The 23,708-nt window shown below is 55.8% G+C and carries 19 protein-coding genes and 2 pseudogenes; 8 read left to right on the plus strand and 13 right to left on the minus strand.

Annotated elements, in window-relative coordinates; all coding sequences use genetic code 11:
• Positions 1 to 22 precede the first annotated feature (22 nt).
• From BST95_RS12130 to meaB, 4 genes and pseudogenes are all read left to right on the plus strand, one after another.
• Positions 23 to 2,835: pseudogene (locus BST95_RS12130) on the plus strand (ATP-binding protein).
• A gap of 10 nt (positions 2,836 to 2,845) precedes the next feature.
• Positions 2,846 to 3,259: a methylmalonyl-CoA epimerase gene (mce, locus tag BST95_RS12135; protein WP_084199763.1), complete on the plus strand. Its 414-nt coding sequence runs from the start codon at positions 2,846 to 2,848 to the stop codon at positions 3,257 to 3,259.
• A gap of 85 nt (positions 3,260 to 3,344) precedes the next feature.
• Positions 3,345 to 5,504 (plus strand): methylmalonyl-CoA mutase, encoded by a 2,160-nt coding sequence (gene scpA, locus BST95_RS12140; RefSeq protein ID WP_084199764.1) that lies wholly within the window; start codon positions 3,345 to 3,347, stop codon positions 5,502 to 5,504.
• A gap of 52 nt (positions 5,505 to 5,556) precedes the next feature.
• Positions 5,557 to 6,513: a methylmalonyl Co-A mutase-associated GTPase MeaB gene (meaB, locus tag BST95_RS12145; RefSeq protein ID WP_084199766.1), complete on the plus strand. Its 957-nt coding sequence runs from the start codon at positions 5,557 to 5,559 to the stop codon at positions 6,511 to 6,513.
• Between the two features lie 13 nt (positions 6,514 to 6,526).
• On the opposite strand, the gene BST95_RS12150 is transcribed toward meaB, so the two are convergent.
• Positions 6,527 to 8,422 carry a putative bifunctional diguanylate cyclase/phosphodiesterase gene (locus BST95_RS12150; RefSeq protein ID WP_229801927.1) on the minus strand — a complete coding sequence of 632 codons (1,896 nt, stop codon included), beginning with the start codon at positions 8,420 to 8,422 and terminating at the stop codon, positions 6,527 to 6,529.
• Between the two features lie 254 nt (positions 8,423 to 8,676).
• Here BST95_RS12150 and BST95_RS12155 point away from each other — a divergent pair, with 254 nt between their 5' ends.
• The 3 genes from BST95_RS12155 (at position 8,677) to BST95_RS12165 (ending at position 11,967) form a co-directional block, all read left to right on the plus strand.
• Positions 8,677 to 9,009 carry a Rieske (2Fe-2S) protein gene (locus BST95_RS12155; protein ID WP_084199770.1) on the plus strand — a complete coding sequence of 111 codons (333 nt, stop codon included), beginning with the start codon at positions 8,677 to 8,679 and terminating at the stop codon, positions 9,007 to 9,009.
• A complete protein-coding gene (locus BST95_RS12160; RefSeq protein WP_084199772.1) occupies positions 9,002 to 9,592 on the plus strand; it encodes a GNAT family N-acetyltransferase in 591 nt (196 codons plus the stop codon). The genes BST95_RS12155 and BST95_RS12160 overlap by 8 nt, the downstream gene beginning before the upstream one ends.
• 137 nt (positions 9,593 to 9,729) lie before the next feature.
• Positions 9,730 to 11,967: an NADP-dependent isocitrate dehydrogenase gene (locus BST95_RS12165; protein ID WP_084199773.1), complete on the plus strand. Its 2,238-nt coding sequence runs from the start codon at positions 9,730 to 9,732 to the stop codon at positions 11,965 to 11,967.
• A 44-nt stretch (positions 11,968 to 12,011) separates the two neighbouring features.
• On the opposite strand, the gene BST95_RS12170 is transcribed toward BST95_RS12165, so the two are convergent.
• The 8 genes and pseudogenes from BST95_RS12170 to BST95_RS12200 form a co-directional block, all read right to left on the minus strand.
• Positions 12,012 to 12,503: a DUF7931 domain-containing protein gene (locus tag BST95_RS12170; protein WP_084199774.1), complete on the minus strand. Its 492-nt coding sequence runs from the start codon at positions 12,501 to 12,503 to the stop codon at positions 12,012 to 12,014.
• Complete coding sequence (locus tag BST95_RS21370) at positions 12,493 to 12,870, minus strand: winged helix domain-containing protein (protein WP_420866359.1); 378 nt, start codon at positions 12,868 to 12,870, stop codon at positions 12,493 to 12,495. The genes BST95_RS12170 and BST95_RS21370 overlap by 11 nt, the downstream gene beginning before the upstream one ends.
• Positions 12,871 to 12,987: 117 nt before the next feature.
• A pseudogene (locus BST95_RS21375) lies at positions 12,988 to 13,248 on the minus strand (cupin domain-containing protein); the annotation flags it as partial.
• 386 nt (positions 13,249 to 13,634) lie between these two features.
• Entirely contained in the window at positions 13,635 to 15,005 is a 1,371-nt protein-coding gene (gene purB / locus BST95_RS12180; protein ID WP_084199775.1) for an adenylosuccinate lyase, read from the minus strand.
• Between the two features lie 31 nt (positions 15,006 to 15,036).
• Positions 15,037 to 15,678 carry a high frequency lysogenization protein HflD gene (gene hflD / locus BST95_RS12185; RefSeq protein WP_066058960.1) on the minus strand — a complete coding sequence of 214 codons (642 nt, stop codon included), beginning with the start codon at positions 15,676 to 15,678 and terminating at the stop codon, positions 15,037 to 15,039.
• Complete coding sequence (mnmA, locus tag BST95_RS12190; protein WP_084199776.1) at positions 15,675 to 16,763, minus strand: tRNA 2-thiouridine(34) synthase MnmA; 1,089 nt, start codon at positions 16,761 to 16,763, stop codon at positions 15,675 to 15,677. The genes hflD and mnmA overlap by 4 nt, the downstream gene beginning before the upstream one ends.
• A gap of 2 nt (positions 16,764 to 16,765) precedes the next feature.
• Positions 16,766 to 17,239 (minus strand): NUDIX hydrolase, encoded by a 474-nt coding sequence (locus BST95_RS12195; RefSeq protein ID WP_084199777.1) that lies wholly within the window; start codon positions 17,237 to 17,239, stop codon positions 16,766 to 16,768.
• A gap of 4 nt (positions 17,240 to 17,243) precedes the next feature.
• Complete coding sequence (locus BST95_RS12200; RefSeq protein ID WP_084201156.1) at positions 17,244 to 17,840, minus strand: pseudouridine synthase; 597 nt, start codon at positions 17,838 to 17,840, stop codon at positions 17,244 to 17,246.
• Positions 17,841 to 17,968: 128 nt separating this feature from the next.
• Between BST95_RS12200 and icd the strand changes: the two genes are divergently transcribed.
• Positions 17,969 to 19,222 (plus strand): NADP-dependent isocitrate dehydrogenase, encoded by a 1,254-nt coding sequence (icd, locus tag BST95_RS12205; protein ID WP_084199778.1) that lies wholly within the window; start codon positions 17,969 to 17,971, stop codon positions 19,220 to 19,222.
• 191 nt (positions 19,223 to 19,413) lie between these two features.
• Here the strand turns inward: icd and BST95_RS12210 are convergent, their stop codons facing one another.
• The 4 genes from BST95_RS12210 to BST95_RS12230 all read right to left on the minus strand — a co-directional run bounded on the left by BST95_RS12210 (position 19,414) and on the right by BST95_RS12230 (position 23,673).
• On the minus strand, positions 19,414 to 19,794 hold the full coding sequence (locus tag BST95_RS12210) for a hypothetical protein (protein WP_084199779.1): 381 nt from the start codon (positions 19,792 to 19,794) through the stop codon (positions 19,414 to 19,416).
• A gap of 115 nt (positions 19,795 to 19,909) precedes the next feature.
• Positions 19,910 to 20,107 (minus strand): hypothetical protein, encoded by a 198-nt coding sequence (locus BST95_RS12215; RefSeq protein WP_084199780.1) that lies wholly within the window; start codon positions 20,105 to 20,107, stop codon positions 19,910 to 19,912.
• Between the two features lie 361 nt (positions 20,108 to 20,468).
• The gene (locus tag BST95_RS12220; protein ID WP_169843929.1) at positions 20,469 to 21,554 is read right to left on the minus strand and encodes a midcut-by-XrtH protein; all 1,086 of its coding nucleotides are present in this window, start codon (positions 21,552 to 21,554) and stop codon (positions 20,469 to 20,471) included.
• A 313-nt stretch (positions 21,555 to 21,867) separates the two neighbouring features.
• Positions 21,868 to 23,673: an IS1/IS1595 family N-terminal zinc-binding domain-containing protein gene (locus tag BST95_RS12230; RefSeq protein WP_157114464.1), complete on the minus strand. Its 1,806-nt coding sequence runs from the start codon at positions 23,671 to 23,673 to the stop codon at positions 21,868 to 21,870.
• Positions 23,674 to 23,708: the final 35 nt, after the last annotated feature.

Here is a 23,708-nt window from a genome sequence, read left to right on the forward strand (position 1 = left end):
AAGAATTACAGAGGAATTTCCCGTGTCCAACGAACACTATCTGCACAACCCGCTGATTCACCGCGACCGTCGTCTGGGGCGTCGCCACACTGAATGGGTCAACCAGTTCGACTGCACCCATATGCGTCCGCTCATTATCTGCCGTGGTCCTATCCGTAAGGAGGCCATGGACGTGTTCAGCGAAATGGGCATTACCGATTTCGGTATTCTGCTGTCCGAGAAAGACTCCATTATCTATCAGGATGCACTTGCCCCGAACTGCGCTCACTGACCGATCCTAATCGCGTCCACCGCGTGCCTGATTACACCGGCGCAAACAAGGAAGAGCGCGATCAGCGCATAGCCCAGATTATCAATATCGCCCGCGAGAACGGCTACAACTCTATCTTCGCCGGCTACGGATTTATGGCTGAGGACGAAACCATGGTCGCCGCCATGGAAAAAGCCGGCCTGAATTTCATCGGCCCCTGCTCGCGCACGGTTCACGATGCAGGCCTGAAGGATGAGGCCAAGCGTACCGCACTCAAGCACGGTGTGTCGGTCACTCCCGGTATCGACAATGGCACCGCTCTTACGCTGCTTAAGAAGCACCCCGATGCAGCCGCGTTAAAAGCCCTTGCGGCCGAACACGGTCTCATAGTTGATGAGGCTAAGCTGGATGACGACAGCATTGAGCTGGCTGACAAGGCTGACCTGGTGCTGGCCGCGTCCTATGAGAAAGGCGTTGATATCTACACGGTTGATGAACTCTGTGAAACGCTGACCGAAGCGGTACAGGAGATGGCAGCTGAGTACCCCGAAAACCGGGTGCGCCTCAAGGCTATTTCAGGCGGCGGCGGCAAGGGGCAGCGCATTCTCGGTATTGGTGAATCTGCGCGCACCCCGGAGCTGGTGCGGGAGATCCTCAATGAGGTCAAAACCACCGGTGTTGGTGACAACAAGAATGTTTTGGTTGAACTGAATATTGAAACAACGCGTCACCAGGAAATTCAGGTGCTGGGCAACGGCGAGTGGTCCATGACCATGGGCGGCCGCGACTGCTCACTGCAGATGCATGAGCAGAAGCTGCTCGAGGTGTCTGTAACTGTTGAGTCGCTGGAGGCTGCTATCGAGCAAGCCAAGGCATCCGGTAACGCGACTGAGCAACGCGTACTTGAGCAAGACCTGAAAACCCTGATTGCCATGGAAGATGAGGCGACTCGTTTTGGTGAGGCTGTGGGCCTGGACTCTGTCTCTACGTTCGAGTGTATCGTCGATCGCGACAAGCACTTCTTCATGGAAATGAACACGCGTATTCAGGTGGAGCACCGGGTAACCGAGCTGTGTTACACATTGAAGTTCACTAACCCGGAAAACCCCGATGACACGTTTATCGTGGAGTCGCTGGTAGAACTGATGGTATTGCTTGCGGCGCACGGCCCCAAGCTACCGAAGCCCGAGCGTATTTTGCGCCACAACGATTCGGTTGAAGCACGTCTCAACGCCACCAACCAGGCGCTGCAGCCCAGTGCCGGCGGTGTCATCGAGTATTGGTCCGACGCCGTCGAAGGCGAAATTCGCGACGACCAGGGGATTAGCCTGCACAACCCCGACACCGATGTCTTTATGAAGTACACCCTGGCCGGCGCCTACGATTCCAATATCGCGCTGCTGCTGACTGTCGGTGATACACGCCTTGACACCTATGAGCGTATGGCGGAAGTGATTCGCCAGACCAACATGCGCGGTAAGGACCTGGCGACCAATCTGGAGTTCCACTACGGTCTGGTGAACTGGTTTATCGGCCAGAACATTAATGCCCGACCCACCACGCGCTTTATCGTGCCTTACCTGACGGCGGTAGGTGAATTGAAGCAGCGGGCCAACAACCTTGACGTGGACTACGCGTGGAAGCAAATCTGCAAGGCTCAGTTGGCGGGCGCCGCAGGCGATAGCGCCAAGGCCCTGAAAACGGCTCTGGAGTTGAAGCAAACGCTGTTGCTGCGCCCCCTGAAAACCCTGCTGGAAGAGCCGCATATTCTCGCCGGTTGGCTGAGTGTTAACCGCGACAGCTACACCATGGTAGACGGTAAAATCAGCTGGAATGAAAACCCGATCGAGCTGCTGGACGATACTTATCACTTCCTGAACATGGATTATGTCGAAGGTGAGCCTGCTTCGAGCATGATCTGGGATCACGACGATGACATCCTCGGCGACGCCCTGGCGTTTTATCAGGAGCTCAATAATCGTCTCGATGCACAGGACTGGATTGAATTGCAGTCGGTGCTGGATTCCGCCGATGCGCCAGAAGGTATCAGTGCGTCAATGTGGGGCGAGATTCGTGGCGCCCACGCAGGCTTCCAGGCCGGTGTCGACATCCTGGCGGTACTGCCCAACATTGCCGAAGCCACGTCTTACTACAGCCTGTGTGTGAACGAAGACCTGACGATTAATATTCCCGAGCGTCTCGAAGATACCGAGCTTCAGGAAGCAATGGCGAAAGTATTGGTGCCGCCGCCGGTTGCCAAATCCGACGAAATTCTCGCTGAGAGCGGCGGCATGTTTTATGGCCGCGAAACACCGGAGCACGACGTGTATGTGAAGCAGGGCGATCACTTCGAGGCGGGTGACCCACTGTTTATTGTTGAAGTGATGAAGATGTTCAACAAGGTGTATGCGCCGTTCTCGGGGACCATCGAAGAGGTGCTGGTCGACACCGATGGCGTGATCATCAGCAAGGGCCAGCCGATTTTCAAAATCACCCCGGACGAGGTTATCGTTGTTGAATCTGCCGAGGAGGTGGCTGCGCGCCGCCGTGGTGTGACCGACGAATTCCTTGCCCAGCTTGTATGAGGACTATCCGATGATTACCGCACTTGATCATATCGCCATTGCCGTACCGGACTTCGAGAAGGCGATTAAGCGCTTTATGGAAGACTTTGGACTAACCTTCAATGGCACGGAAGACGTTGTGGCGGCAAAGACCAGCACGGCCTTTTTCCCACTGCCGGAAACCCAGATCGAACTGGTGCACCCCTTGAATGGTGAAGGGCCGATAGCTGGTTATCTGGAAAAGAAGGGCGGTGGTCTGCATCACCTGTGCTTCCGCTCCGACAATATTGAAGAGGACGTGGCGCGCCTGAAGGAAAAGGGTTATCAGTTCCTGGGCGATGCACCTACGCCGGGTGCACACGGCTCGAAGGTGATTTTTATTCATCCCAAGAGCTGTGATGGTGTGCTGATTGAGATTAATCAGCCCGCCGACGACCACCACTAAGCGGTGGGCCAAGAGCCATAACTGGGGCGTCGCCGATACTGCTAACAGGTGACGCCGACAGCGATTACACGCGAGACACACGATCATGAGCAACGACAAGATGTACGACAAGAACACCGCCACTCCCGACGCCTGGGCTGAGCTTGCCACCAAGCAACTGCGCGGTAAGCCGCTGGATGATCTCACCTGGCAGACACCTGAAGATATCGATGTGAAGCCGTTGTACACGGCTGCCGATACCGAAGATCTCGAGTATGCGGACACCATGCCCGGCATGTCACCCTATATTCGCGGCCCGCAGGCGACAATGTATGCCGGGCGCCCGTGGACCATTCGTCAGTACGCGGGGTTCTCAACCGCCGAAGAATCCAACGCCTTCTATCGCAAGGCACTGGCCGCTGGCGGTCAGGGCGTGTCGGTGGCCTTCGATCTTGCCACCCACCGAGGCTACGATTCCGACCATCCCCGTGTCTCCGGTGATGTGGGTAAAGCGGGTGTAGCGATCGACTCCGTGGAAGACATGAAGATTCTGTTCGACGGCATTCCCCTGGACAAAGTGTCGGTGTCTATGACGATGAATGGCGCGGTTCTGCCGGTACTAGCCGGTTATATCGTGGCTGCAGAAGAGCAGGGCGTAAGCCAGGATCAACTCGCGGGCACGATCCAAAATGACATTCTCAAAGAGTTCATGGTTCGCAATACCTATATCTATCCGCCCGCACCGAGCATGAAAATCATCGGCGATATTATCGCCTACTGTTCCGGCAACATGCCCAAGTTCAATACCATCTCAATCTCGGGATACCACATTCAGGAAGCGGGAGCGAACGCAGCGCTGGAGTTGGCTTACACCCTGGCAGACGGCAAGGAGTATATTCGCACAGCCCTGGCCGCCGGCCTCGATATCGACCAGTTTGCACCGCGTCTGTCCTTCTTCTGGGGCATTGGCATGAACTTCTATATGGAGATCGCCAAAATGCGGGCAGCGCGTTTGCTGTGGGCCAAGATTGTCGGCGAATTTAACCCCGGCAACCCCAAGAGCTCAATGCTGCGCACACACAGCCAGACCTCCGGCTGGTCGCTGACAGAGCAGGACCCTTACAACAACGTGGTGCGCACCACGATTGAAGCGATGGCCGCCGTTTTTGGCGGTACTCAGTCACTGCACACCAACGCACTGGACGAGGCCATTGCTCTGCCCACCGAGTTCTCGGCACGTATTGCCCGTAACACCCAGCTCATCATTCAGGAAGAGAGCGGTATCACCAACGTTGTCGATCCCTGGGGCGGTTCCTACATGATGGAGAGCCTCACTCAGGATATCGCCGACAAGGCCTGGGAATTGATTGAGGAGATCGAGGAAGCCGGTGGTATGGCCAAGGCCATCGAGACCGGCTTGCCCAAGCTTAAGATCGAGGAGGCTGCCGCGCGCAAACAGGCGCGTATCGACCGCGGCGATGACGTGATCGTCGGTGTCAACAAGTACACCCTCGACGAAGAAGATGCGATCGAAACCCTGGAAGTCGACAACCAGGCAGTGCGCGAATCGCAGTTGGCCAGGCTCGCCACAATCAGGGGGTCTCGTGATGAGGCTGCGGTTGAAGCGATTCTGGAAGACATTTACCAGGCCGCGGTCAGCGGCGAAGGCAACCTGCTGGCCCTGGCCGTAGAGGCGACTCGTCGCCGTGCCACGGTCGGCGAAATTTCCTTTGCCATGGAGCGTGAGTTCGGCCGCTTTAATGCCCAGGCACAGACCGTGTCAGGCGTTTACGGATCAGCGTTTGCCGAAGACGAAGAATGGCAGGGTATTAGCAAGGATATCGACGACTTTGTGGATCATCACGGCCGCCGTCCGCGGATGCTGGTGTGCAAAATGGGTCAGGACGGTCACGACCGCGGCGCTAAAGTGGTTGCCACTGCCTTTGCTGATGTCGGCTTTGATATTGATTTGTCGCCTATGTTCTCCACGCCGGAAGAAGTGGCGCGTCAGGCGATTGAGAACGACGTGCATGTGGTAGGCGCATCATCACTCGCCGCCGGCCATAAGACCCTGGTGCCGGAGTTGGTTGAAGAACTCAAGAAGCAGGGCGCTGACGATATCGTCGTCATTGCCGGCGGTGTGATTCCGCGCCAGGACTACGACTATCTCTACGGTGCTGGCGTGAAGTGTATCTTCGGCCCGGGCACGCCGATTCCCGCTTGCGCACGTGAGGTGCTCGACGCGGTGAACTCGCAACAGGCCTGATCAATCAACGGGGCGAAGTGTCATAAGGCACTGCGCCCCGGTCGCTGCTCTGATGATATTTGACCTAGAAAAGCTCTTATCCGGCAATCGCCGGGCACTGGCCAAGGCGATTACGCTGGTGGAATCCAAACTGGATACACACCGGGTGGAAGCCCAGCACATTCTCGAACAGGTGCTGCCGCACTCCGGCAACAGTATTCGCATCGGTATTACCGGTGTCCCCGGTGTTGGCAAATCCACCTTTATTGAAGCTTTTGGCCTGTTCCTGATTGCGCAGGGCAAGCGGGTAGCTGTGCTGGCGGTAGACCCAAGCTCTCCGATCGCGGGCGGTTCGATACTGGGCGACAAGACGCGCATGGAAGAATTGTCGCGCAGGGAAGAGGCCTTTATCCGGCCCTCACCATCAGAGGGCGCGCTTGGCGGCGTGGCTCAGAAAACCCGTGAAACCATGCTACTTTGCGAAGCCGCTGGCTACGATGTGATCCTGGTGGAAACCGTGGGCGTCGGCCAGAGTGAATACCAGGTCGCTGGCATGGTTGATTTCTTTATGGTGTTGATGCTGCCGGGCGGCGGCGATGAGCTGCAGGGCATCAAAAAGGGAATAATGGAACTGGCGGATGCTTTGGTCATCAACAAGGCCGATGGCGACAGCGAGAGGCTTGCCACGCTGACGAGACAGCAGTACACCAGCGCCATGAACCTGTTGCGCCACACCAGTTTCTGGACACCTCAGGTCATGACCTGCTCGGCGCTCAAGAATATCAATATCGACGCCGTGTGGGGCATGCTGGTTGACTACCAGATCAAGGCCCGCCAGAAAGGCGCCTTTGACGCCAAACGCGCCCAGCAAAACCGTGACTGGATGCATCAGCTGGTGAACGAAATGCTGCATTTAAAGCTGTCCCAGAACACGGAGGTACAGCAGTTAATGCCCACTCTGGAAGCGGGCGTGGAGAGCCACCGCCTGACGGCTTACGCGGCGGCGCAGCAGATTCTCGAAAAGCTCTAGGGCGATCCTGCCCTCAGGAAGGAGTGGCGGTGTCAGCGCGCTTTGAGGGCACTGCACGCAGGGTTGGTACGCCGCCATTGCGGCGTATATCACGCTGGTGATTACGCATGAACTTCTCGAATTTCATGGCATTTAGGGGGCGGGACCAGTAGTACCCCTGGGCCTGGTCGCAGCCGAGCATAGACAGCGCTTCCGCCATTTTCTGGTTCTCCACGCCCTCTGCCACAACCTTGATATTCAAGCGAGAGGCGACCTGAATAATCGCCTCGACAAGAATGCGACTCTGCTCGGCTTCGAGAATACGGCTGATGAAGGAGCGGTCGATTTTCAGTACGCTAACCTCGAATGCCTTGAGATAGCCGAGATTGGAATAGCCGGTGCCGAAGTCGTCGATAGCCAGTTCAACACCCATCCGGCGCAGTTGTAGCAGTGCGCGCTTAATGGAGGTGCTGTTATCAATCAAGAGGGATTCAGTGAGCTCGAGTTCCAGCTGATCGGCATCCAGCCCGCTCTTCTTGAGCGCGTCGCTCACCACTTTGGTAATTGAACCCCGGGCGAACTGTACCGGCGAGATATTGACTGCCATAGTGAATCCGCTGTCCACCAGCCCGAGGTCGAGGCACTGTTTACAGTAGCGGCAGGCTTCTTCCATAGCCCAACTGCCCATTTCTTCGATCAGACCTGATTGTTCGGCAACGCCGATAAATTCGGCGGGGGCAATCAGTCCGCGCGTAGGATGGTGCCAGCGAATCAGCGCCTCGGCGCCAATGACACGGCCGGATTCGAGGTCAATTTTGGGCTGATAGAATAGTTCAAATTGACGTTGACTGAGCCCTTCGTAGAGGTAGGACAGGATATTGAGGCGGTCCTGCACACGCTCGTGCATTTTCTCGTTAAAGAAATGGTAGTTATTCCGGCCGCTGTCCTTGGTGTGATACATGGCGATGTCGGCCTGACGGCAGATAGTGTCGAAATCCTCGCCGTCGTTGGGTGCAATGGCGATGCCAATGGAGGCGGTGACAACAATTTCCGAGCTGCCGATCGATACCGGTTTTTTGACTTCCTGGAGAATTTTGCTCGCCACGCTGGTCATGAGTTCGGCGTCGTCGACGGACTCGAGAATAATCAGGAACTCGTCGCCACCCAGACGCGATACGCAATCCGTGGCCCGCACGGTACTCATAAGGCGCAGCGCCGTCTCCTTGAGAAACTCGTCACCGCCCTGGTGGCCAAAGGAATCGTTGACGTGTTTGAAGTCGTCAAGATCCATGAACATCAGACACACCTTGGTGCCATTGCGCTGGCTGACCGCCAGGGCGTGTTCGAACTGCTCCCGGGCCAGCAACCGGTTGGGTAGACTGGTCAGCGCATCGTGGTGGGCGAGCTCGCGGATCATGAACTGCGATTCATTCACCCGTTCTATTTCGCGGCTCAGTCGATTCATGCTCTCGCGCATGTCTTCCGCGAACAGCCACACCGCAAAGCCTGTAACCATCAGGATCACGATAATAAAAGAGGCTGTGGTCAGATTCCCGGGCGACAACTCGTGGACATGCAGGCCGGTGGTATTGGTGAGCCCGATGAGAAATACCGTGAAGATAGATGAGACGGTGACCGCCATGAACAGCCAGCGGCTGCCCACCACGGCGGAGAACAGGATCAGCGCAGGGATGGCGATCACTGCTTCATCGTGTAGCCCCTTATGCATCCACATCAGGCCAAATACAGGAATGGTGAGAATGATAATGAGCGCATTGACCGCGATATCGGGCCTGCCAAGTTTTTTCAGGATGGGGATGCAGCACAACGCAACTGCCAGGCCAGCCAGTACGGCTGCCAGGTCGTAGCGTCCGAGGATGACCTGGACGATAAACAGGGCAAACAATGACCACTCCAGTGCCCAGAACACTGTCGTCAATCGGGAGAATCTATAACCTTCGGTTATATCTCTCTGGGGGGCACCTGTGGATAGTGGGCGCTTGGAATCTTCCATGAGCGGATGAAGCTTTCCTCACGGTTGCTTATTCTTTTGAGTCGTTATGGCGTGAGTATACCTTGCTGGGCGGGTTTGGCTATGGCCGAAGGTACAATAAAGACGCCGGCTGGCCCGGCGCGTGAAAACCGGTTAGTCTCGCTGGATATCTCGCGATCGAGTCTCTTTGTATGCGCTTTTTGCCACTGGAAAAGTTGATCAACCTGCACGACGGCTATAGCTGTACCTATAAAATCGACCAGCATCAGCTGTTGCTCCTGCAGAGCGACGGGCAGCGCTACCTGATAGAGGCTGTCTGCCCTCACCGCGAGCATCCCCTCGACCTGGCCTCTATTGGCGGCGGCGAAATTCAGTGTGCCGCCCATCACTACCGGTTTGCGCTGGATGACGGGCGCCTCCTGCAGCATACCGAGGAACCCTGCCGAGGCCTGCGCACCTGGGAACTGGTCTATGAAGGCAATGAAGTGGGCGTGATGATAGCTGCGGGGCCGGGCAATGAGTAAGGGGCTGCCGCCGGAGGAAGAACGCTTGGAATTGCCCTCCGGGTCGATATTCTCCGACCGGTTCGAGTTGCGCCTGGTGACGTACCGCGACCTGCAGGCACTCCTGAAAATTCATCGGGTCGACGAGGTCAATCGCTATCTGCCGTTTGAAACCTGGCAGGGTATGGAAGACGCCGAGATCTGGTATGAGCGTGTGAAGCAGCGCCACCAGGACCGCGAAGCAGTGCAATGGGTGATTTGCGAACGCAGTGCGGGCCAGGTCGTGGGTAGCTGCATTATGTTTGGCTACGAGCACGATCATGCGCGCCTTGAAATCGGTTATGGCCTGGGGCGAGATTACTGGGGCAGGGGCATTGCCCGTGAAGCCGTTGGCCGGCTGGTCAGTTACGCCTTTGATGACATGCAGATCCGCCGCCTGGACGCGCGGGTGGACCCGCGCAATGACGGCTCGAATGCACTGCTGAAGGCCCTGGGTTTTAGCCTTGAGGGCTGCCAGCGGGAGCGGCAGGTGCTCAAGGGCGAGGTGGTCGACGTCAATCTCTGGGGACTGCTGCGGTCTCAGTGGATACCGGTCCAAAAATAAGCACTTTCGGCGGAAATTCAACGCCATTCACCGCAGGTATTCCGCCAATTTCCTTGAGAAATACTGTACAATGTCGCCCGTTTATTTCGCCGCGACCGCTCGGTTGTGCGACGTCATTCACCCGATCAGAGGACACTATGTCAAGCAACGCTAATACGATTTACTACACGCTCACGGATGAGGCACCTTCTCTGGCTACCTGCTCTCTGCTACCCATTGTGCGCACCTTCACCAGCGCCGCAGGTATCGACGTAAAAATCACCGACATCTCTCTCGCCGGCCGTATTCTCGCCGGTTTCCCGGACTACCTAGCTGAAGAACAGCGGGTTCAGGACGGTCTGGCATTCCTGGGCGAGCTGACCCAGGATCCCGGCGCCAACATTGTTAAGTTGCCCAATATCAGTGCCTCGGTGCCACAGCTGAAAGACTGTATTGCGGAATTGCAGGGGCAGGGCTATCCGCTGCCTGATTATCCCGAGAATTCCGAATCTGAGGAGCAGAAAGACGTTGCCGCGCGCTACGCGAAAGTACTGGGCAGTGCGGTTAACCCCGTGCTGCGTGAGGGTAACTCCGACCGCCGCGCACCCGGCGCGGTCAAACAGTTCGCGAAAAAATTTCCGCACTCTATGGGTGCCTGGAGCAAGGCGTCACGCTCGCATGCAGACTATATGCGCGGCGGCGATTTCTACTCCGCCGAGCAGTCTTTCACCATGGAGCAGGCCGGCAATATCCGCATTGAATTCGTCGCGCCCGACGGCACAGTCTCAGTCAAGAAAGAGTTGGCACTGCTTGAGGGCGAGGTAGTCGACAGCATGCGCATGAGCGCTGCCATGCTGCGCGAATTCCTCGAGGAAACCATGCAGGACGCCAAAGACTCCGGCGTTATGTGGTCTCTGCACGTGAAGGCCACCATGATGAAGGTGTCGCACCCCATTGTTTTTGGTCACGCCGTGACCGTCTTCTACAAAGACCTGTTCGAAAAGCATGCCGAGTTGTTTGACGAGCTGGGCGTAAATCCCAACAACGGCTTGTCCAGCGTTTACGAAAAAATTCAGTCTCTGCCGCGCTCCAAGCGCGAGGAAATTGAGCAGGACATCCACGATTGCTACGAGCACCGTCCCGAACTGGCCATGGTGGATTCCGTAAAGGGTATTACCAACCTGCACGTTCCCTCTGACGTGATTGTCGATGCCTCCATGCCTGCCATGATTCGTAACGGCGGAAAAATGTGGGGCCCCGACGGCAAACCCAAGGACACCAAGGCTGTCATGCCCGAGAGCACGTACTCCGTGCTGTACCAGGAGATGATCAACTTCTGTAAGACCAACGGCGCCTTCGATCCCACCACCTGCGGTACTGTGCCAAACGTTGGCCTGATGGCGAAAAAGGCCGAGGAATACGGCTCCCACGACAAGACCTTTGAGATCGAGGAACTGGGTACCATGCGCGTGGTCAGCGAGGCTGGCGACGTGATCATGCAACACGAGGTGGAGCCAGGTGACATTTGGCGTGCATGCCAGACTAAAGATGAAGCGATCCGCGACTGGGTGAAGCTTGCGGTAACGCGCTCTCGCCAGTCCGACACGCCGGTTATCTTCTGGCTTGATCGCAATCGTGCTCACGATATTGAGCTGATCAAGAAGGTGAACACCTACCTGACCGAGCACGACACTGAAGGCCTGGATATTCGTATCATGACCTATGTCGAAGCGATCCGTCGCAGCATGGAGCGCATGCTTCGTGGTCGCGACACCATTTCTGCCACTGGTAACGTGCTGCGTGACTATCTGACCGACCTGTTCCCGATCATGGAACTCGGCACCTCCGCCAAGATGTTGTCGATCGTGCCCATGCTCAAGGGCGGCGGCATGTACGAAACTGGCGCCGGCGGCTCTGCGCCCAAGCACGTACAGCAGCTCCAGGAAGAGAACCACCTACGCTGGGATTCCCTCGGTGAGTTCCTGGCCCTGGCGGTCTCATTGGAAGACATGGGTCTGAAGCAGAACAACGGCAAGGCGGCTATCCTCGCCAAGACTCTGGATGCGGCCACCGGCAAGTTGCTCGAAAACAACAAGTCGCCGTCGCGAAAAGTGGGCGAGCTCGATAACCGCGGCAGCCATTTCTACCTGGGCCTGTACTGGGCGCAGGCCGTTGCGGCGCAAACCGAAGACGCCGAACTGGCAGCCAAGTTTACGCCTTTTGCCAAAGCCCTCGAGGAAGCCGAAGCAACGATTGTAGCGGAGCTTGAAAAGGCCCAGGGCAAGCCTGTTGAGGAAGAGGGATACGGCTACTACCACGCCGATCGCGCTGCGATTAAGCGCATCATGCGACCCAGTGCAACGCTCAATGCAGTATTGGCGGACGCCAACGCCTGAGCAGCGGTGGAATGACAAGGCGCCTTCGGGCGCCTTTTTTGTATCTACAGCGACAGTGTTCGCAGGTTTGGGTCGTCTTCGCTGAAACGCCAGAGCTCCTGAAACAACTCGTAGTGACGCTCGGTCGAGGCCCTTGAATCCGGTTCGTAAAAGCCGTCTTTGTTGGCTTCACCAGGTTTGAATAACACCCCGTCCCGATCGCGTATCACCAGGGTCTGGCCGTGCCAGTCCGGGTGGTCGGTCAGCTTGCGAATGCTCACCGAGCTGGGCATGCGCCGCGCCAGCACCAGCAGCGGGTGGCCGCGACTGACCATAGCGCGACTGTCTTTGATGAGTATGCGTACCTGGGTCTGCTGACTGCTGCGCGCCAGGCCGCTGATAGCGCTCTCCAGGGCGTTGCTACCAAAGGCATCGTGATCCAGAGCAGGGCTGAGTATATGGAGATATCGGGAAGCGCTTTCAGCCAGTTCGATGGCAAGCTCGGCAAACGGTTGAGGATAAGCCACACCGCTGATAAATGAATCATCACTCGACATAGGCACAGCCGGTTGCGAGCAGATAGCATAGCAGTTCGCATTGCTCAGCATTGTCCCGGGCGCTGGCAAACATGACGTCTCGTAATTCCCATTCGCCACACACGGTTGTGATCAGTTCGAGAATGCCCGCGCTAAACGATCGACTGGCGCCATTAGCGAACACATCGATTCCGTTGACGGTTGCCTGCCAGGCCAGCTTGCTCTCGGGGGCGAGAAACAGCGCGGTTGCACCGGCATGCAGTGTGTGAAGCGATTCGGCCAGTTCGTCCTCTGCCGGCATGGCATCGTAGCGGGGTTCTGTCACCAGTTCACCGAACCAGCGCTCGTCGACCGCCTGGTCCAGCGCCGCCCGCAACTGGGCGCGCATGCGGGCAATATCCTGGACACGGATCTCGCCGGGGCGCGCGGCAGCTTCCAGGTTGCTGTCGCGGAAAAACGCCTCACCCTGTGCATGGGCCGCAAGGAGCGCATCTGTAAATCGAGCCACCAGATCGTCGATACGCGGGGCACGAAAACCAATAGAGAAGGTGGTGCATTCACCTTCGGCAATCCCCCAGTGCGCGACGCCGGGGGGCACATAGAGCATATCCCCGGGCTCCAAAACGTACTCCGCCTGCACGTCAAAATCGCGAATAATACGGAGGTCGTCCTGTGGGAGTATCGGAGTGTTGGCATCGCAATGCTGGCCGATCTGCCAGCGGCGCCTGCCTTCGCCCTGCAAAAGGAAAACGTCATAGTTATCGTAGTGGGGCCGACACTGCCGCCGTCTACCGCATAACTGACCATGACATCATCGACTCGCCAGCCCGGTATGAAATCGACCAGCTTGCGCAGTTGCGCGACCTCAAGAACATAGTGATCCACGGCCTGCACCAGCAGGGTCCATGGATTGGGTCGCGTGTAGTCGCTCGCGGAGAAGGGGCCGTGAAAGAGTTGCCAGTTGCCGCCGACAGATTCAATGATGCGCGACTCGACGGACTCTTCAAGCGCCAAGCCGGCGAGTTCGTCGCTGGAAACAGGGGGGACAAAATTTGCCACTGCCTGGCGTATCAGCAGTGGCTGTTGTTGCCAGTAGCGGGCCAGGAAATCGTCCGTGTCGAGATTCATCGCTGCACCCGCTGTCATCGACATTTATTCGATGGCCTGAGCCTGGCTGATAGCGTTGCCAATGTAGCTGTCAGGCGTCAGTGCAAGCAATTCCTGCTTGGCTGTGTCGGGGATATCCAGCTTGCTGACAAAGTCCTGAATGACTGCCTTGCTCATATCCTGGCCGCGGGTCAGTTCCTTCAATTTTTCGTAGGGCTGCTCGATGCCGTAGCGGCGCATCACCGTCTGGATCGGCTCAGCGAGTACTTCCCAGCTGTTGTCGAGATCTTCAGCGAGTTGCTGCTCGTTAAGCTGCAGCTTGCCGATGCCTTTCATTGAGGCCTGATAGGCAATGAGTGAGTAGCCTGCGCCGACACCCATATTGCGCAATACGGTGGAGTCCGTCAGGTCGCGCTGCCAGCGGCTGATCGGCAGTTTTGCCGCAAGGTGACCAAACACGGCATTGGCCAGCCCCAGGTTGCCCTCGGAATTCTCGAAATCGATGGGGTTGACCTTGTGCGGCATGGTCGAGGAGCCCACCTCACCGGCGACGGTCTTCTGCTTGAAATAGCCCATTGAGATATAGCCCCACACATCGCGGTCAAAGTCGATCAGGATCGTGTTGAAGCGCGCGATGGCGTCGAACAGCTCCGCCATGTAGTCGTGTGGTTCGATCTGGGTGGTGTAGGGGTTCCAGCTCAGGCCCAGGGAGGTGACAAAGGCCTCGGCGTTGGCCTGCCAATCCACCTCGGGATAGGCGGACAAATGCGCATTGTAGTTGCCTACGGCGCCGTTGATCTTGCCTAGGTATTCCACTTCGCCAATCAGCTTGAGCTGTCGACGCAGGCGTGCCACCACGTTGGCCACTTCCTTGCCCATGGTAGAGGGGCTGGCAGTCTGGCCGTGGGTGCGTGACAGCATGGGTACGGCGGCAGCCTCGGTGGCCAGCGCGGTCAGCGCGCTGACAATGTCGTTCATTTCCGGCACCAGCACAGCGTCGACACCGTCGCGCAGCATCAAGGCGTGGGACAGGTTGTTAATATCCTCAGAGGTACAGGCAAAGTGCACGAACTCAGAGACGGCTTCCAGCTCCTCGTTGCCGGCAAAGCGTTCCTTGATGAAGTATTCAACGGCTTTGACATCGTGGTTCGTGGTCGCTTCGATGTCCTTGATGCGGCGGGCGTCCAACTCGGCAAATTCGTCGACAATACTATCAAGCAGCGCGTTGGCGGCACCTGAAAGTGTGGGTACCTCTGGAATCCCCGGATGCGCGGCCAGGCACTGCAACCAACGAACTTCAACCAGCACCCGGCGCTTGATCAGGCCGTACTCGCTGAAAACACCGCGTAAAGCGGCGGTTTTACTGCCGTAGCGACCATCGACGGGCGACACTGCAGTCAGGGCTGATAATTCCATGAGGGGCTCCAAAGATAATGGGGTGCGAATTCTACACCAGGCTTATGCCACGTGATAGCTGCTGGCTGGCTTCCAGTAGCTTGCGACGCTGAAATAACAGCTTCCAGCGATGGCCGCCCATTTGCCGCCACAGGTAGGCAGAACGAATGCCGGCCAGTAGCAAGGCGCGAATAATATCGGCGTTGGCATCATCCTGCAGGTGCTGGGCGCTGCCAGTCACTTTTATGCGAAACTTTAGCTTGCTCAGGGTGTCTTGATAAATGCCGGAAACACTGTGGCAAACCTCGCCTACATGGCCGGTAAAGTGCTCGGCCTTGAACTGGGTATGTTCGAGACGGCTGCGCACCACCGACATCATCTCCTGCCTGGAGGAGAACTGCCTTTCCAGATATAGCATGCCAAAGACATAGCGCACGACGTCGCGATGTTCGTTGGCGTCGCGATTGGCGAGCAACGCGCTCAAGTTGTTCAGACCGAGCTTAACGCCGGCCACACCACCGTAGACGCCGGCGATGTCAGATGCGTCGAATTCGAACAGGCTGTGGATTGACGACTCGAGGAATTCAATGGGGTAGGTGCCGGTTTTCGACACCTGGTCGACCATGCGGGCAACCTGAGCAACACCGGCGAGGGCTAGTGCCTGCTTTTCAATTCCGGTGAGCGATTTACTCATACGAATGTTTGCTCGATGACGCCGCCGCCGAGGCAGATGTTATCGTCGTACAACACTACCGACTGGCCCGGGGTGACGGCGCGCTGTGGCTCGTCAAAGTCGATGCGATAGCCTGCGCCGTCTCGGGACACGGTGCAGGCCTGGTCAGACTGACGGTAGCGGACCTTGGCGTGACATTGCAGGGGCAGGGCGGGCGGTGTGCCGGCGACCCAATAGATATCGCCGGTTGTCAGAGAAGATTTGAACAGGGCAGGGTGATCGTTGCCCTGCGCGACGAGCAGGCGATTCTGCTCGAGATCTTTATCCACCACGTACCAGGGGGCGTCCGAGTGATTGGCCAGGCCGCCAATGCCGAGCCCCTGGCGCTGGCCGATCGTGTGATACATCAGGCCCTGGTGGCAGCCCAGATGCTCGCCGTCCAGGCTGTAGATATAGCCGGGCTGCGCGGGCAGGTACTGCTGCAGGAAGTCCTTGAAACGGCGTTCGCCGATAAAGCAGATGCCGGTTGAATCTTTCTTTCGGGCCGTGGCGAGCTCGTATTTCTCGGCCAGTGCCCGAACTTCGGGCTTTTCGATTTCGCCCACAGGGAACAACGTGCGAGCCAGCTCCTCATGGCCGACGGCATGGAGGAAATAACTCTGGTCCTTGTTGCCATCGAGGCCTTTGAGCAGCGCTGCCTTACCGTCGACATCGCCGCGCCGGGTGTAGTGGCCGGTGGCGATTTTGTCAGCGCCGAGCATTAGCGCGTAATCGAGAAATGCCTTGAACTTGATTTCCCGGTTACACAGGATATCGGGGTTGGGTGTTCTGCCGGCGCGGTATTCTTCCAGGAAGTGTTCAAACACGTTGTCCCAGTATTCAGCCGCGAAGTTGGCGCCGTGCAATTTAATGCCCAGCTTGTCAGCGACGGCCTGGGCGTCGGCAAAGTCCTCTTTGGCGGTGCAGTACTCGGTGCCGTCATCTTCGTCCCAGTTCTTCATGAACAGGCCTTCCACGTCATAGCCCTGCTCTTTGAGTAGCAGAGCAGAGACAGACGAGTCGACGCCGCCGGACATGCCGACGATCACTTTAGTGGCGTGGTTCATGCTTACCAAACCTGAGGTTCATCGATATACACAAAATCCAAGGGAAAGAGGTGGCCCTTGCGATACTGCTCTATGGTGGGCAGTACCAGAGGGCTGCGCATTCTAGCAGAATTGGCGAGTAATTCCTCGTAGCTCAGCCAGTGCACACGGTGGATATCGGGGTCGATCACTGCATTTTCAAGGGCCCTGACAGGGCGAGCAGCAAAGCTCGTACGGTAGTAGGTAATGCCATTGGGCGCGGTCGCAAACGAAACCCCGATCACACTGGTAAGCTCCACTTCCCAGCCAGTTTCCTCCAGTGTCTCACGCAGCGCGGCAGCCAGCAGTTTTTCACCGGGGTCGACGTGCCCTGCAGGCTGGTTGAAGACCAGGCCGCCCGCCAGATCGTCCTGCTCCTCGACCATTAAGTAGCGGCCGTCCTGTTCAACAACGGTAGCTACGGTGACATGTGGCGGCCAGCTATGATCGTCGGACATGGTATTAGCGTCTCCTGCGAGATGGGGGGCGCGGTCTTCGCGGTTTGGTCGATTGGGCAACGTGTACGTCTATAGTACGAAATTCGCCGGGTGCCAGACCTGCGAGGTCCCAGTCGCCAATCTGACGCCGGATCAGTCTCAGCGTGGGGAAGCCCATCGCAGCTGTCATTCGTCGTACCTGGCGATTGCGTCCTTCGCGGATCGCGAGCTCCAGCCAACTGTCAGGCACTGATTTACGTTCGCGTACGGGCGGGTGACGGGGCCAGATATCAGGGCTGATAATACGCCGCGCGCGAGCGGGCAGGCTCGACCCATCCTTCAGCGCAACGCCTTCGCTGAGGGCTGTCAGGGCGTCGTCGCTGATTTCGCCTTCCACCTGAACCAGGTAGGTCTTCCACTGTTTGTGTTTGGGGTTGGCGATCTGCTGTTGCAAGCTGCCGTTGTCGGTCAGCAATAACAGGCCTTCCGAGTCGTAATCCAGACGGCCGGCAGCGCGATAACCGGGCGCAGAGAGGTAATCAGCCAGGGTTTCACGCCCCTCGGTATCGCTGAATTGACTGAGTACCCGAAAGGGTTTGTTGAACAGAATGACTTTGGCCATGGCGTGGAGATGGTCGACTAAAAAAAGAAGCGGGGCAAGGGCCAATTTGGGCAGAACTGCTAAACTTTGAGCGTCCCCCAGCGGTGCGTCTGCGCCGCTGTTATTCAACACATTACAGGAGAAATCCCATGGGCTATGTGCAGATAAAGGTGCCAGATAGTGGCGCCAAGATCACAGTGAACGACGATAACAGCCTGAATGTTCCGGACAATCCCATTATTCCCTATATCGAGGGCGACGGTATTGGGGTTGATATCAGCCCAGTCATGATCGATGTGGTGAATGCCGCGGTTACCAAGGCCTACGGTGGGGCCCGCCAGATTTCCTGGATGGAAATCTACACCGGTGAAAAAGCGGCGGAGTTGTATGAGGGGGACTGGTTTCCCGAAGAGACGCTGGAGGCCATCACGACGTACTCCGTGGCGATTAAAGGACCGCTGACCACGCCGGTAGGTGGCGGTTTTCGCTCCCTGAATGTGGCTTTGCGTCAGGAGCTCGATCTCTACACCTGTCTGCGCCCGGTGCGGTGGTTTGAGGGAGTTCCCTCTCCGGTCCGCGACCCGGGTGCGTGCAATATGGTGATCTTTCGCGAGAACTCTGAAGATATTTACGCCGGTATCGAATACGCCGCCGGTACGGCCGAGGCACAGAAGGTTGTGGACTTCATTATCAATGAAATGGGCGCCACCAAGATTCGATTCCCGCACAACGTGGGCATTGGTATCAAGCCGGTATCGGAAGAGGGCACCAAGCGCCTGGTACGCAAGGCGATTCAGTATGCCATCGACCAGGATCTGCCTTCGGTTACGCTGGTCCATAAAGGCAATATTATGAAATTCACCGAAGGCGCGTTCCGCGATTGGGGGTACGAATTGGCGCAGCAGGAATTCGGTGGCGAATTGCTCGATGGTGGTCCCTGGGTGAGCATCAAAAATCCCAATACGGGCGGTGTGATTGTCATTAAGGACGTGATTGCAGATGCCATGTTGCAACAGGTGCTTACCCGGCCAAAGGATTACAGCGTCGTCGCCACACTGAATCTCAATGGTGACTACCTGTCAGATGCCCTGGCAGCTCAGGTAGGCGGGATTGGTATTGCGCCAGGGGCTAATTTGTCCGATAACGTGGCGCTGTTTGAGGCCACCCACGGGACAGCGCCCAAGTATGCGGGCCAGGACAAGGTAAATCCGGGTTCCTTAATCCTGTCGGCGGAGATGATGCTGAGACATATGGGCTGGAATGAAGCCGCCGAGCTGATCATCAAGGGTATGAACGGTGCCATTCAGGCGCGCACCGTCACCTATGATTTCGAGCGTTTGATGGAAGGGGCGACCCTGGTGAGCTGCTCAGAATTTGGCGAGGCGATCGTCGGCGCAATGTAGGGCATAAGGAGTGTAATAAACCCGGGCATTGCCTAGGCATTAAATATCTCTGGATATGGCGTGCCTAAGCTTAGTCGGACAAAAAAGGCCCAGCATCGGAAATGATGCTGGGCCTTTTTTATATCATGAAATAATTTATAGGCAAAGAATCTAGCTGTATCACCGGCAGCTTTGGGGCCAAAAGCGGACGTTCATTTTGGCGAAAAATAGTTGGATACGTTCGTTTTCCGGTAGAAGTACCAGTAAAGCAATCCTGTCCAGAGAGCCATACCTGGTATTACGTCCAAGCTCGATGATTTGACAGCAATGATTACCAGTAACACGACAAAAATTGTTACGAACCCATGTCTGGCAATTGGTACTCCCTTCCAGAAGCCTACAGCAAATGCCACCACGAACAGCCAACCAACAAATAAGCTGAGAACAATTTCCAACCTCACCTCACCGATACTTGTTTCGACCCCATTTAGTGTGACACCAGTATCCCCACTCGCAAAAGCAAAGTAGCCGATAATTAGCGGTAGCAAAACTGCCTCCCCCATTAGCAATAGGCTGAAGAAGGCGAGGAACATTGGCCTAGTCATTGGTAATACTACTCAACTAAGTATCGGAGTTGCATATGTGATCTGACGGCAGGTTTGGGGCCAGTAGCGGACGCAAACGTCTGGTGCCCGGTTTATCGCTTCCCTATCCAATTGACAGCGTGACAATGGGAACTCCAAAAAGGATGTGAGCGATCAACAACAGCCTGAACGACTGCCAATAGTTCAAGGCTGGCATGCCAAATACTTCTGGCATCGTCATATTCCACAGCCACTCAAAAAGTGCTGGCAAAGCGGCCGCCACCAGCATTACCAGAGCGATTGCGTACAGAACTTCAATCATAAGGCTTCCTTTCCAAATTTGGGGCTTAGTTTGTACCAAGCGCAGCTGTACCTAACTTCAACTCCACGCCAGTTTTGAAATCGGGCTGATACGCTCGATGCAGTGATAGCGAAAATCTCCTGTCTGCTTTGGGGCCAAAAGCGGACGTCGGGCAAACTCCCTCGTTGCCGGCTTTGGTCTTGTAGATCATATCGCTCCGGCGCAGGGTTATAAAACCGGGACTTCGCGTTTTTGAGCTACCACCACACCCGTGCTGGCGCGAAGCCAGCCAAGGACACAAGTGCTGGTCCAACAGAGAACACTCACAGGCTCAATGGGCGATTCAAGATCCCCCAGCGCGTGCGGAAAAGCGGGTGTTAGATCATTGCTCTATACAAAGCAGGCGCGAGTTGCTTGAACAGTCGCTAATAAATCCGCGGGAAAGACCGGTGAAAAAATTGCCGTAGAATTGTGAGTTGGCTTCTGACGATGACGGGAAGGTTAGAGCGGGGTCATTGCTAGTGTAGTTGCTGCAATCACTGAAAAGGGGATCAAGGGATGGCGCATAAGTATCGGGTCCAAGACTGTTCGACCAAAAAAATAATCTGCTATCGTCGGGGAGTATGGTGCCGCGTTCGTCGTAAATGACAGTAGGGAATAGCTCCCAGAAGGCGGGGCCGCGTATCAAAGCGCCTCCCGTCGACGCTACAATGTCCCCGTTAGTCCTGTAAAACGGTACGCCTACAGCATCCAAGCTACCGTACCTGTCATTGAACGTGAGCCCCTCCGAGGATAAATAAGCGAAGAACTCGCCTGGTAAATTGGCCTCGGTGGCAAGGGCGTTGCACTTCGCGTCCGCTCCTTCGATACCTGAGCCCTGACCATTCTCCCGCAAGTCGCCCGTGTAAGTCTGGCTGGTCACAAAAAGGACTTTTTGCGTTTCCGAGGCACAGGCGTTGTCGATCATGCAGCTATCACCAGCTTCAAGTATCTGGCCGGACGCGCACTCATTAGCTGGGTCCTGCGAAAGACAACTGGATTCAATGCTTATGGCATCTAGCTTCAGTGCCACACCTGAGGTATTACGTATTTCTACCTGGCCGACAGGTAGATCAATTTCCCCGCCTTCAGGGTTGTCAAGCTCAAGCATACTCGCCAATGCCTGGGGAATGCTCAGGCTGCCCAGTGCGCTCAGGGTTAGACCCGCCCCCAATAACATCACACTCAATAATTTACGCCCCTGCGGGCCGCGCAATGCGCGATAACCTATGACCGCCATCAAAACGCCAAGCGGTACCAACAGTAACGAAGGAATCGGCACGGGCACTGCCGGTGCGACTGAATCAACGGGAGTCGGAGCAGCGGTCACTGAAGCAGGCCCATATGTCAGGGTACCGCTTGTTTGCGCGAATGCGACTGAAGAGAGGGTCAGCGATGAACTCGCCGCCCATACGTGCTTGATGCTCATGCTATCGCCCCTGTTTGCCATCTTGTTTTTTTTGAAAATTCTGACTTACCAGCGCTTGGTTGTCTAGTAACTGCTAGATCTACTTTCACTTCGCTGACCCTCTCAGGCTACCTGATCACGCGACAGAAATGAGCTGGCATCCGGTTCAAAAATACGAACCATAATAAATTTCTCTGCATTATGATCATTACACACGAATTTAAGAAGCACTGGGCGCTATTTTTTGAGCGGTGAGGATGTTTGTCTGGTGCACAATTCACGTCCGCTTTGTGGACGAAAGCGGACATTGACATGATACTCCCATTCTTGTTTGTCATGGCAATAAAATCTTGCGCAGATCAACCGGCCCATCAGCCAATCCAATTTTCATCGCTGGTGTTTCCCTCTTCTTATTATTGTTGATCGGGGAGTAGTTGAAGTAGGTTCGCAGAATTTCCAGCAACTGTACTGGTCGATAGGGATTATATGGAGACTTCCCATACCACTTTCTACCTGCACCTGCTGGGGATGAAATTGGTCGTTCCAGCATTGATGATCGTCTTCTTGCAAACTGCATGAAGTTGTCCACCTTGAGCATCGAACAATGCGCGGCGACTCTAGCTTTCTCGTGTATGTCTTCATCCTCCATTGACGTCATGTGAGAAAACCTTTTCTGCACCTCTCCCCGGGTAGGCACTGGATAAAGCGCCCATCGATCCTTCCACTTTCCTTCTCCTCGAAGGTGGGCGTTCATCGTCTGTTCCACAAGATACCAAGTGGCCTCGAGCTCAGTTACTCGGCCAAGCTGCCTCTGAGCTGATCTTATTGCACGACGGCCAATTCGTGTCGCTTCTTCCCTCTCATCTCTAGTGGCGCCATCTTTAATTGCCACATAGAAGAGATCACTGTCCCCATTTCGTACCATATCGCCAAAGGAAGACATGTAGGCGGCTCGTATCCCAGACTCCTGTTCAGTAAAGAAGTGGACCTTTTCAGACTCACTCAGCAGAGAGCGAATGATCTGAAAGTGTGCGTACAGGACATAGTCTTCCCTGAACTGCATGCCTTTGCGGGGCAGCATGCTCTCAAGTGACAACTGATCACTTGGGAGTTCGACATCGTCCCTCTGATCAGCATCTTCATATCTTGCCCGTAACCTTTGCAGGGCGTCCGGAGAATATGCCTCAAGAGGTGACCGAGCGTTTGTATCATGTGATTGATAGTCATCATCCAGCCAATATTGAGAATATCTACGCAATGCCATTGTGTAGTCTTGATCACCCCGCTTCCATGACTCGATATGAATAAAGTCTCGATCAGCGCGGGGGTCATAGGATAGATGGATTGGGAAGACGTAACCGCTACTACAGTCGGCACTAATCGTTGAACGAAATGCTATGTTACGTTTGTCTTTTCGCTTGTCCCAGTTGATCAAATAGGCTTGTCGATCAGTACAAAGAAATAGTTCCTCATGGCGACCAGATCGTTGCTTGAAATTGGCTTCCCGTTCTCTGTTAAAGCGAAGGCAGGCTTTGTACGCCCGCTCCATATTGTGATAAATGACGGGAGGGGATAATTCTGTAGTCTCTTGAATGCGATTAATCTCAAGACCATTCAATAGGTGGAGAATTGATTCCACATATTTGTGGGATTTCCGCCCATGAGTTGCAGGGTAGCGGGCTCGCTGCACAACGAAAGTTTTGCCACAGCCTTTGCACTTCCATCGCTGAGAGCCTGTTTCTGTACGGCCCCGCTTTACATACGCACCAGTGCTGCCATTCAAGCCGACCTTAGAGATATTGTTGCTGCACTCAATATTTGGGCAGTAGTGATTGTCAGGCGACCATGATAGTGAATGTATAGTTTCGACAATTGCCTGATTGTTTTTTAGGGGAATAGATTCATTGCAGGATTTGCAGATAATGACCCTTGCCGACTTTGCTGAACCCGCTCCGGTTAGCTCGAAATTCTCACGAACCGGGCGTTTGCTCCCACTTACGCGATAGTTAGGATCAGATCTTGAGTTTTCTGCTGGTACACCAAAGTTCTTGCACCTGGGATTCTTGCAGGAGTTTACCTGTATGCCATCGTATTCAGGCGGGATTCTGTCCCTTTTCTGATCAGATTTGTGATCGGGCATTAAAAAACTCACTCCTGATAGGATTGCTTCCCTAT

It is taken from the genome of Halioglobus japonicus (assembly GCF_001983995.1).
Lineage (GTDB): Bacteria > Pseudomonadota > Gammaproteobacteria > Pseudomonadales > Halieaceae > Halioglobus > Halioglobus japonicus.

Bases quoted from the DNA above. Each gene is read 5' to 3' on its own strand.
- mce (WP_084199763.1), top strand. From the start codon at position 2,846: ATGATTACCGCACTTGATCATATCGCCATTGCCGTACCGGACTTCGAG.
- BST95_RS12155 (WP_084199770.1), top strand. From the start codon at position 8,677: ATGCGCTTTTTGCCACTGGAAAAGTTGATCAACCTGCACGACGGCTAT.
- BST95_RS12230 (WP_157114464.1), bottom strand. From the start codon at position 23,673: ATGCCCGATCACAAATCTGATCAGAAAAGGGACAGAATCCCGCCTGAA.
- BST95_RS12215 (WP_084199780.1), bottom strand. From the start codon at position 20,107: ATGATTGAAGTTCTGTACGCAATCGCTCTGGTAATGCTGGTGGCGGCC.
- BST95_RS12220 (WP_169843929.1), bottom strand. From the start codon at position 21,554: ATGAGCATCAAGCACGTATGGGCGGCGAGTTCATCGCTGACCCTCTCT.
- mnmA (WP_084199776.1), bottom strand. From the start codon at position 16,763: ATGAACCACGCCACTAAAGTGATCGTCGGCATGTCCGGCGGCGTCGAC.
- scpA (WP_084199764.1), top strand. From the start codon at position 3,345: ATGAGCAACGACAAGATGTACGACAAGAACACCGCCACTCCCGACGCC.
- BST95_RS12160 (WP_084199772.1), top strand. From the start codon at position 9,002: ATGAGTAAGGGGCTGCCGCCGGAGGAAGAACGCTTGGAATTGCCCTCC.
- BST95_RS12195 (WP_084199777.1), bottom strand. From the start codon at position 17,239: ATGTCCGACGATCATAGCTGGCCGCCACATGTCACCGTAGCTACCGTT.
- BST95_RS12200 (WP_084201156.1), bottom strand. From the start codon at position 17,840: ATGGCCAAAGTCATTCTGTTCAACAAACCCTTTCGGGTACTCAGTCAA.
- icd (WP_084199778.1), top strand. From the start codon at position 17,969: ATGGGCTATGTGCAGATAAAGGTGCCAGATAGTGGCGCCAAGATCACA.
- hflD (WP_066058960.1), bottom strand. From the start codon at position 15,678: ATGAGTAAATCGCTCACCGGAATTGAAAAGCAGGCACTAGCCCTCGCC.
- BST95_RS21370 (WP_420866359.1), bottom strand. From the start codon at position 12,870: ATGCGCGCCCAGTTGCGGGCGGCGCTGGACCAGGCGGTCGACGAGCGC.
- BST95_RS12165 (WP_084199773.1), top strand. From the start codon at position 9,730: ATGTCAAGCAACGCTAATACGATTTACTACACGCTCACGGATGAGGCA.
- BST95_RS12210 (WP_084199779.1), bottom strand. From the start codon at position 19,794: ATGTTCCTCGCCTTCTTCAGCCTATTGCTAATGGGGGAGGCAGTTTTG.
- meaB (WP_084199766.1), top strand. From the start codon at position 5,557: ATGATATTTGACCTAGAAAAGCTCTTATCCGGCAATCGCCGGGCACTG.
- BST95_RS12170 (WP_084199774.1), bottom strand. From the start codon at position 12,503: ATGTCGAGTGATGATTCATTTATCAGCGGTGTGGCTTATCCTCAACCG.
- purB (WP_084199775.1), bottom strand. From the start codon at position 15,005: ATGGAATTATCAGCCCTGACTGCAGTGTCGCCCGTCGATGGTCGCTAC.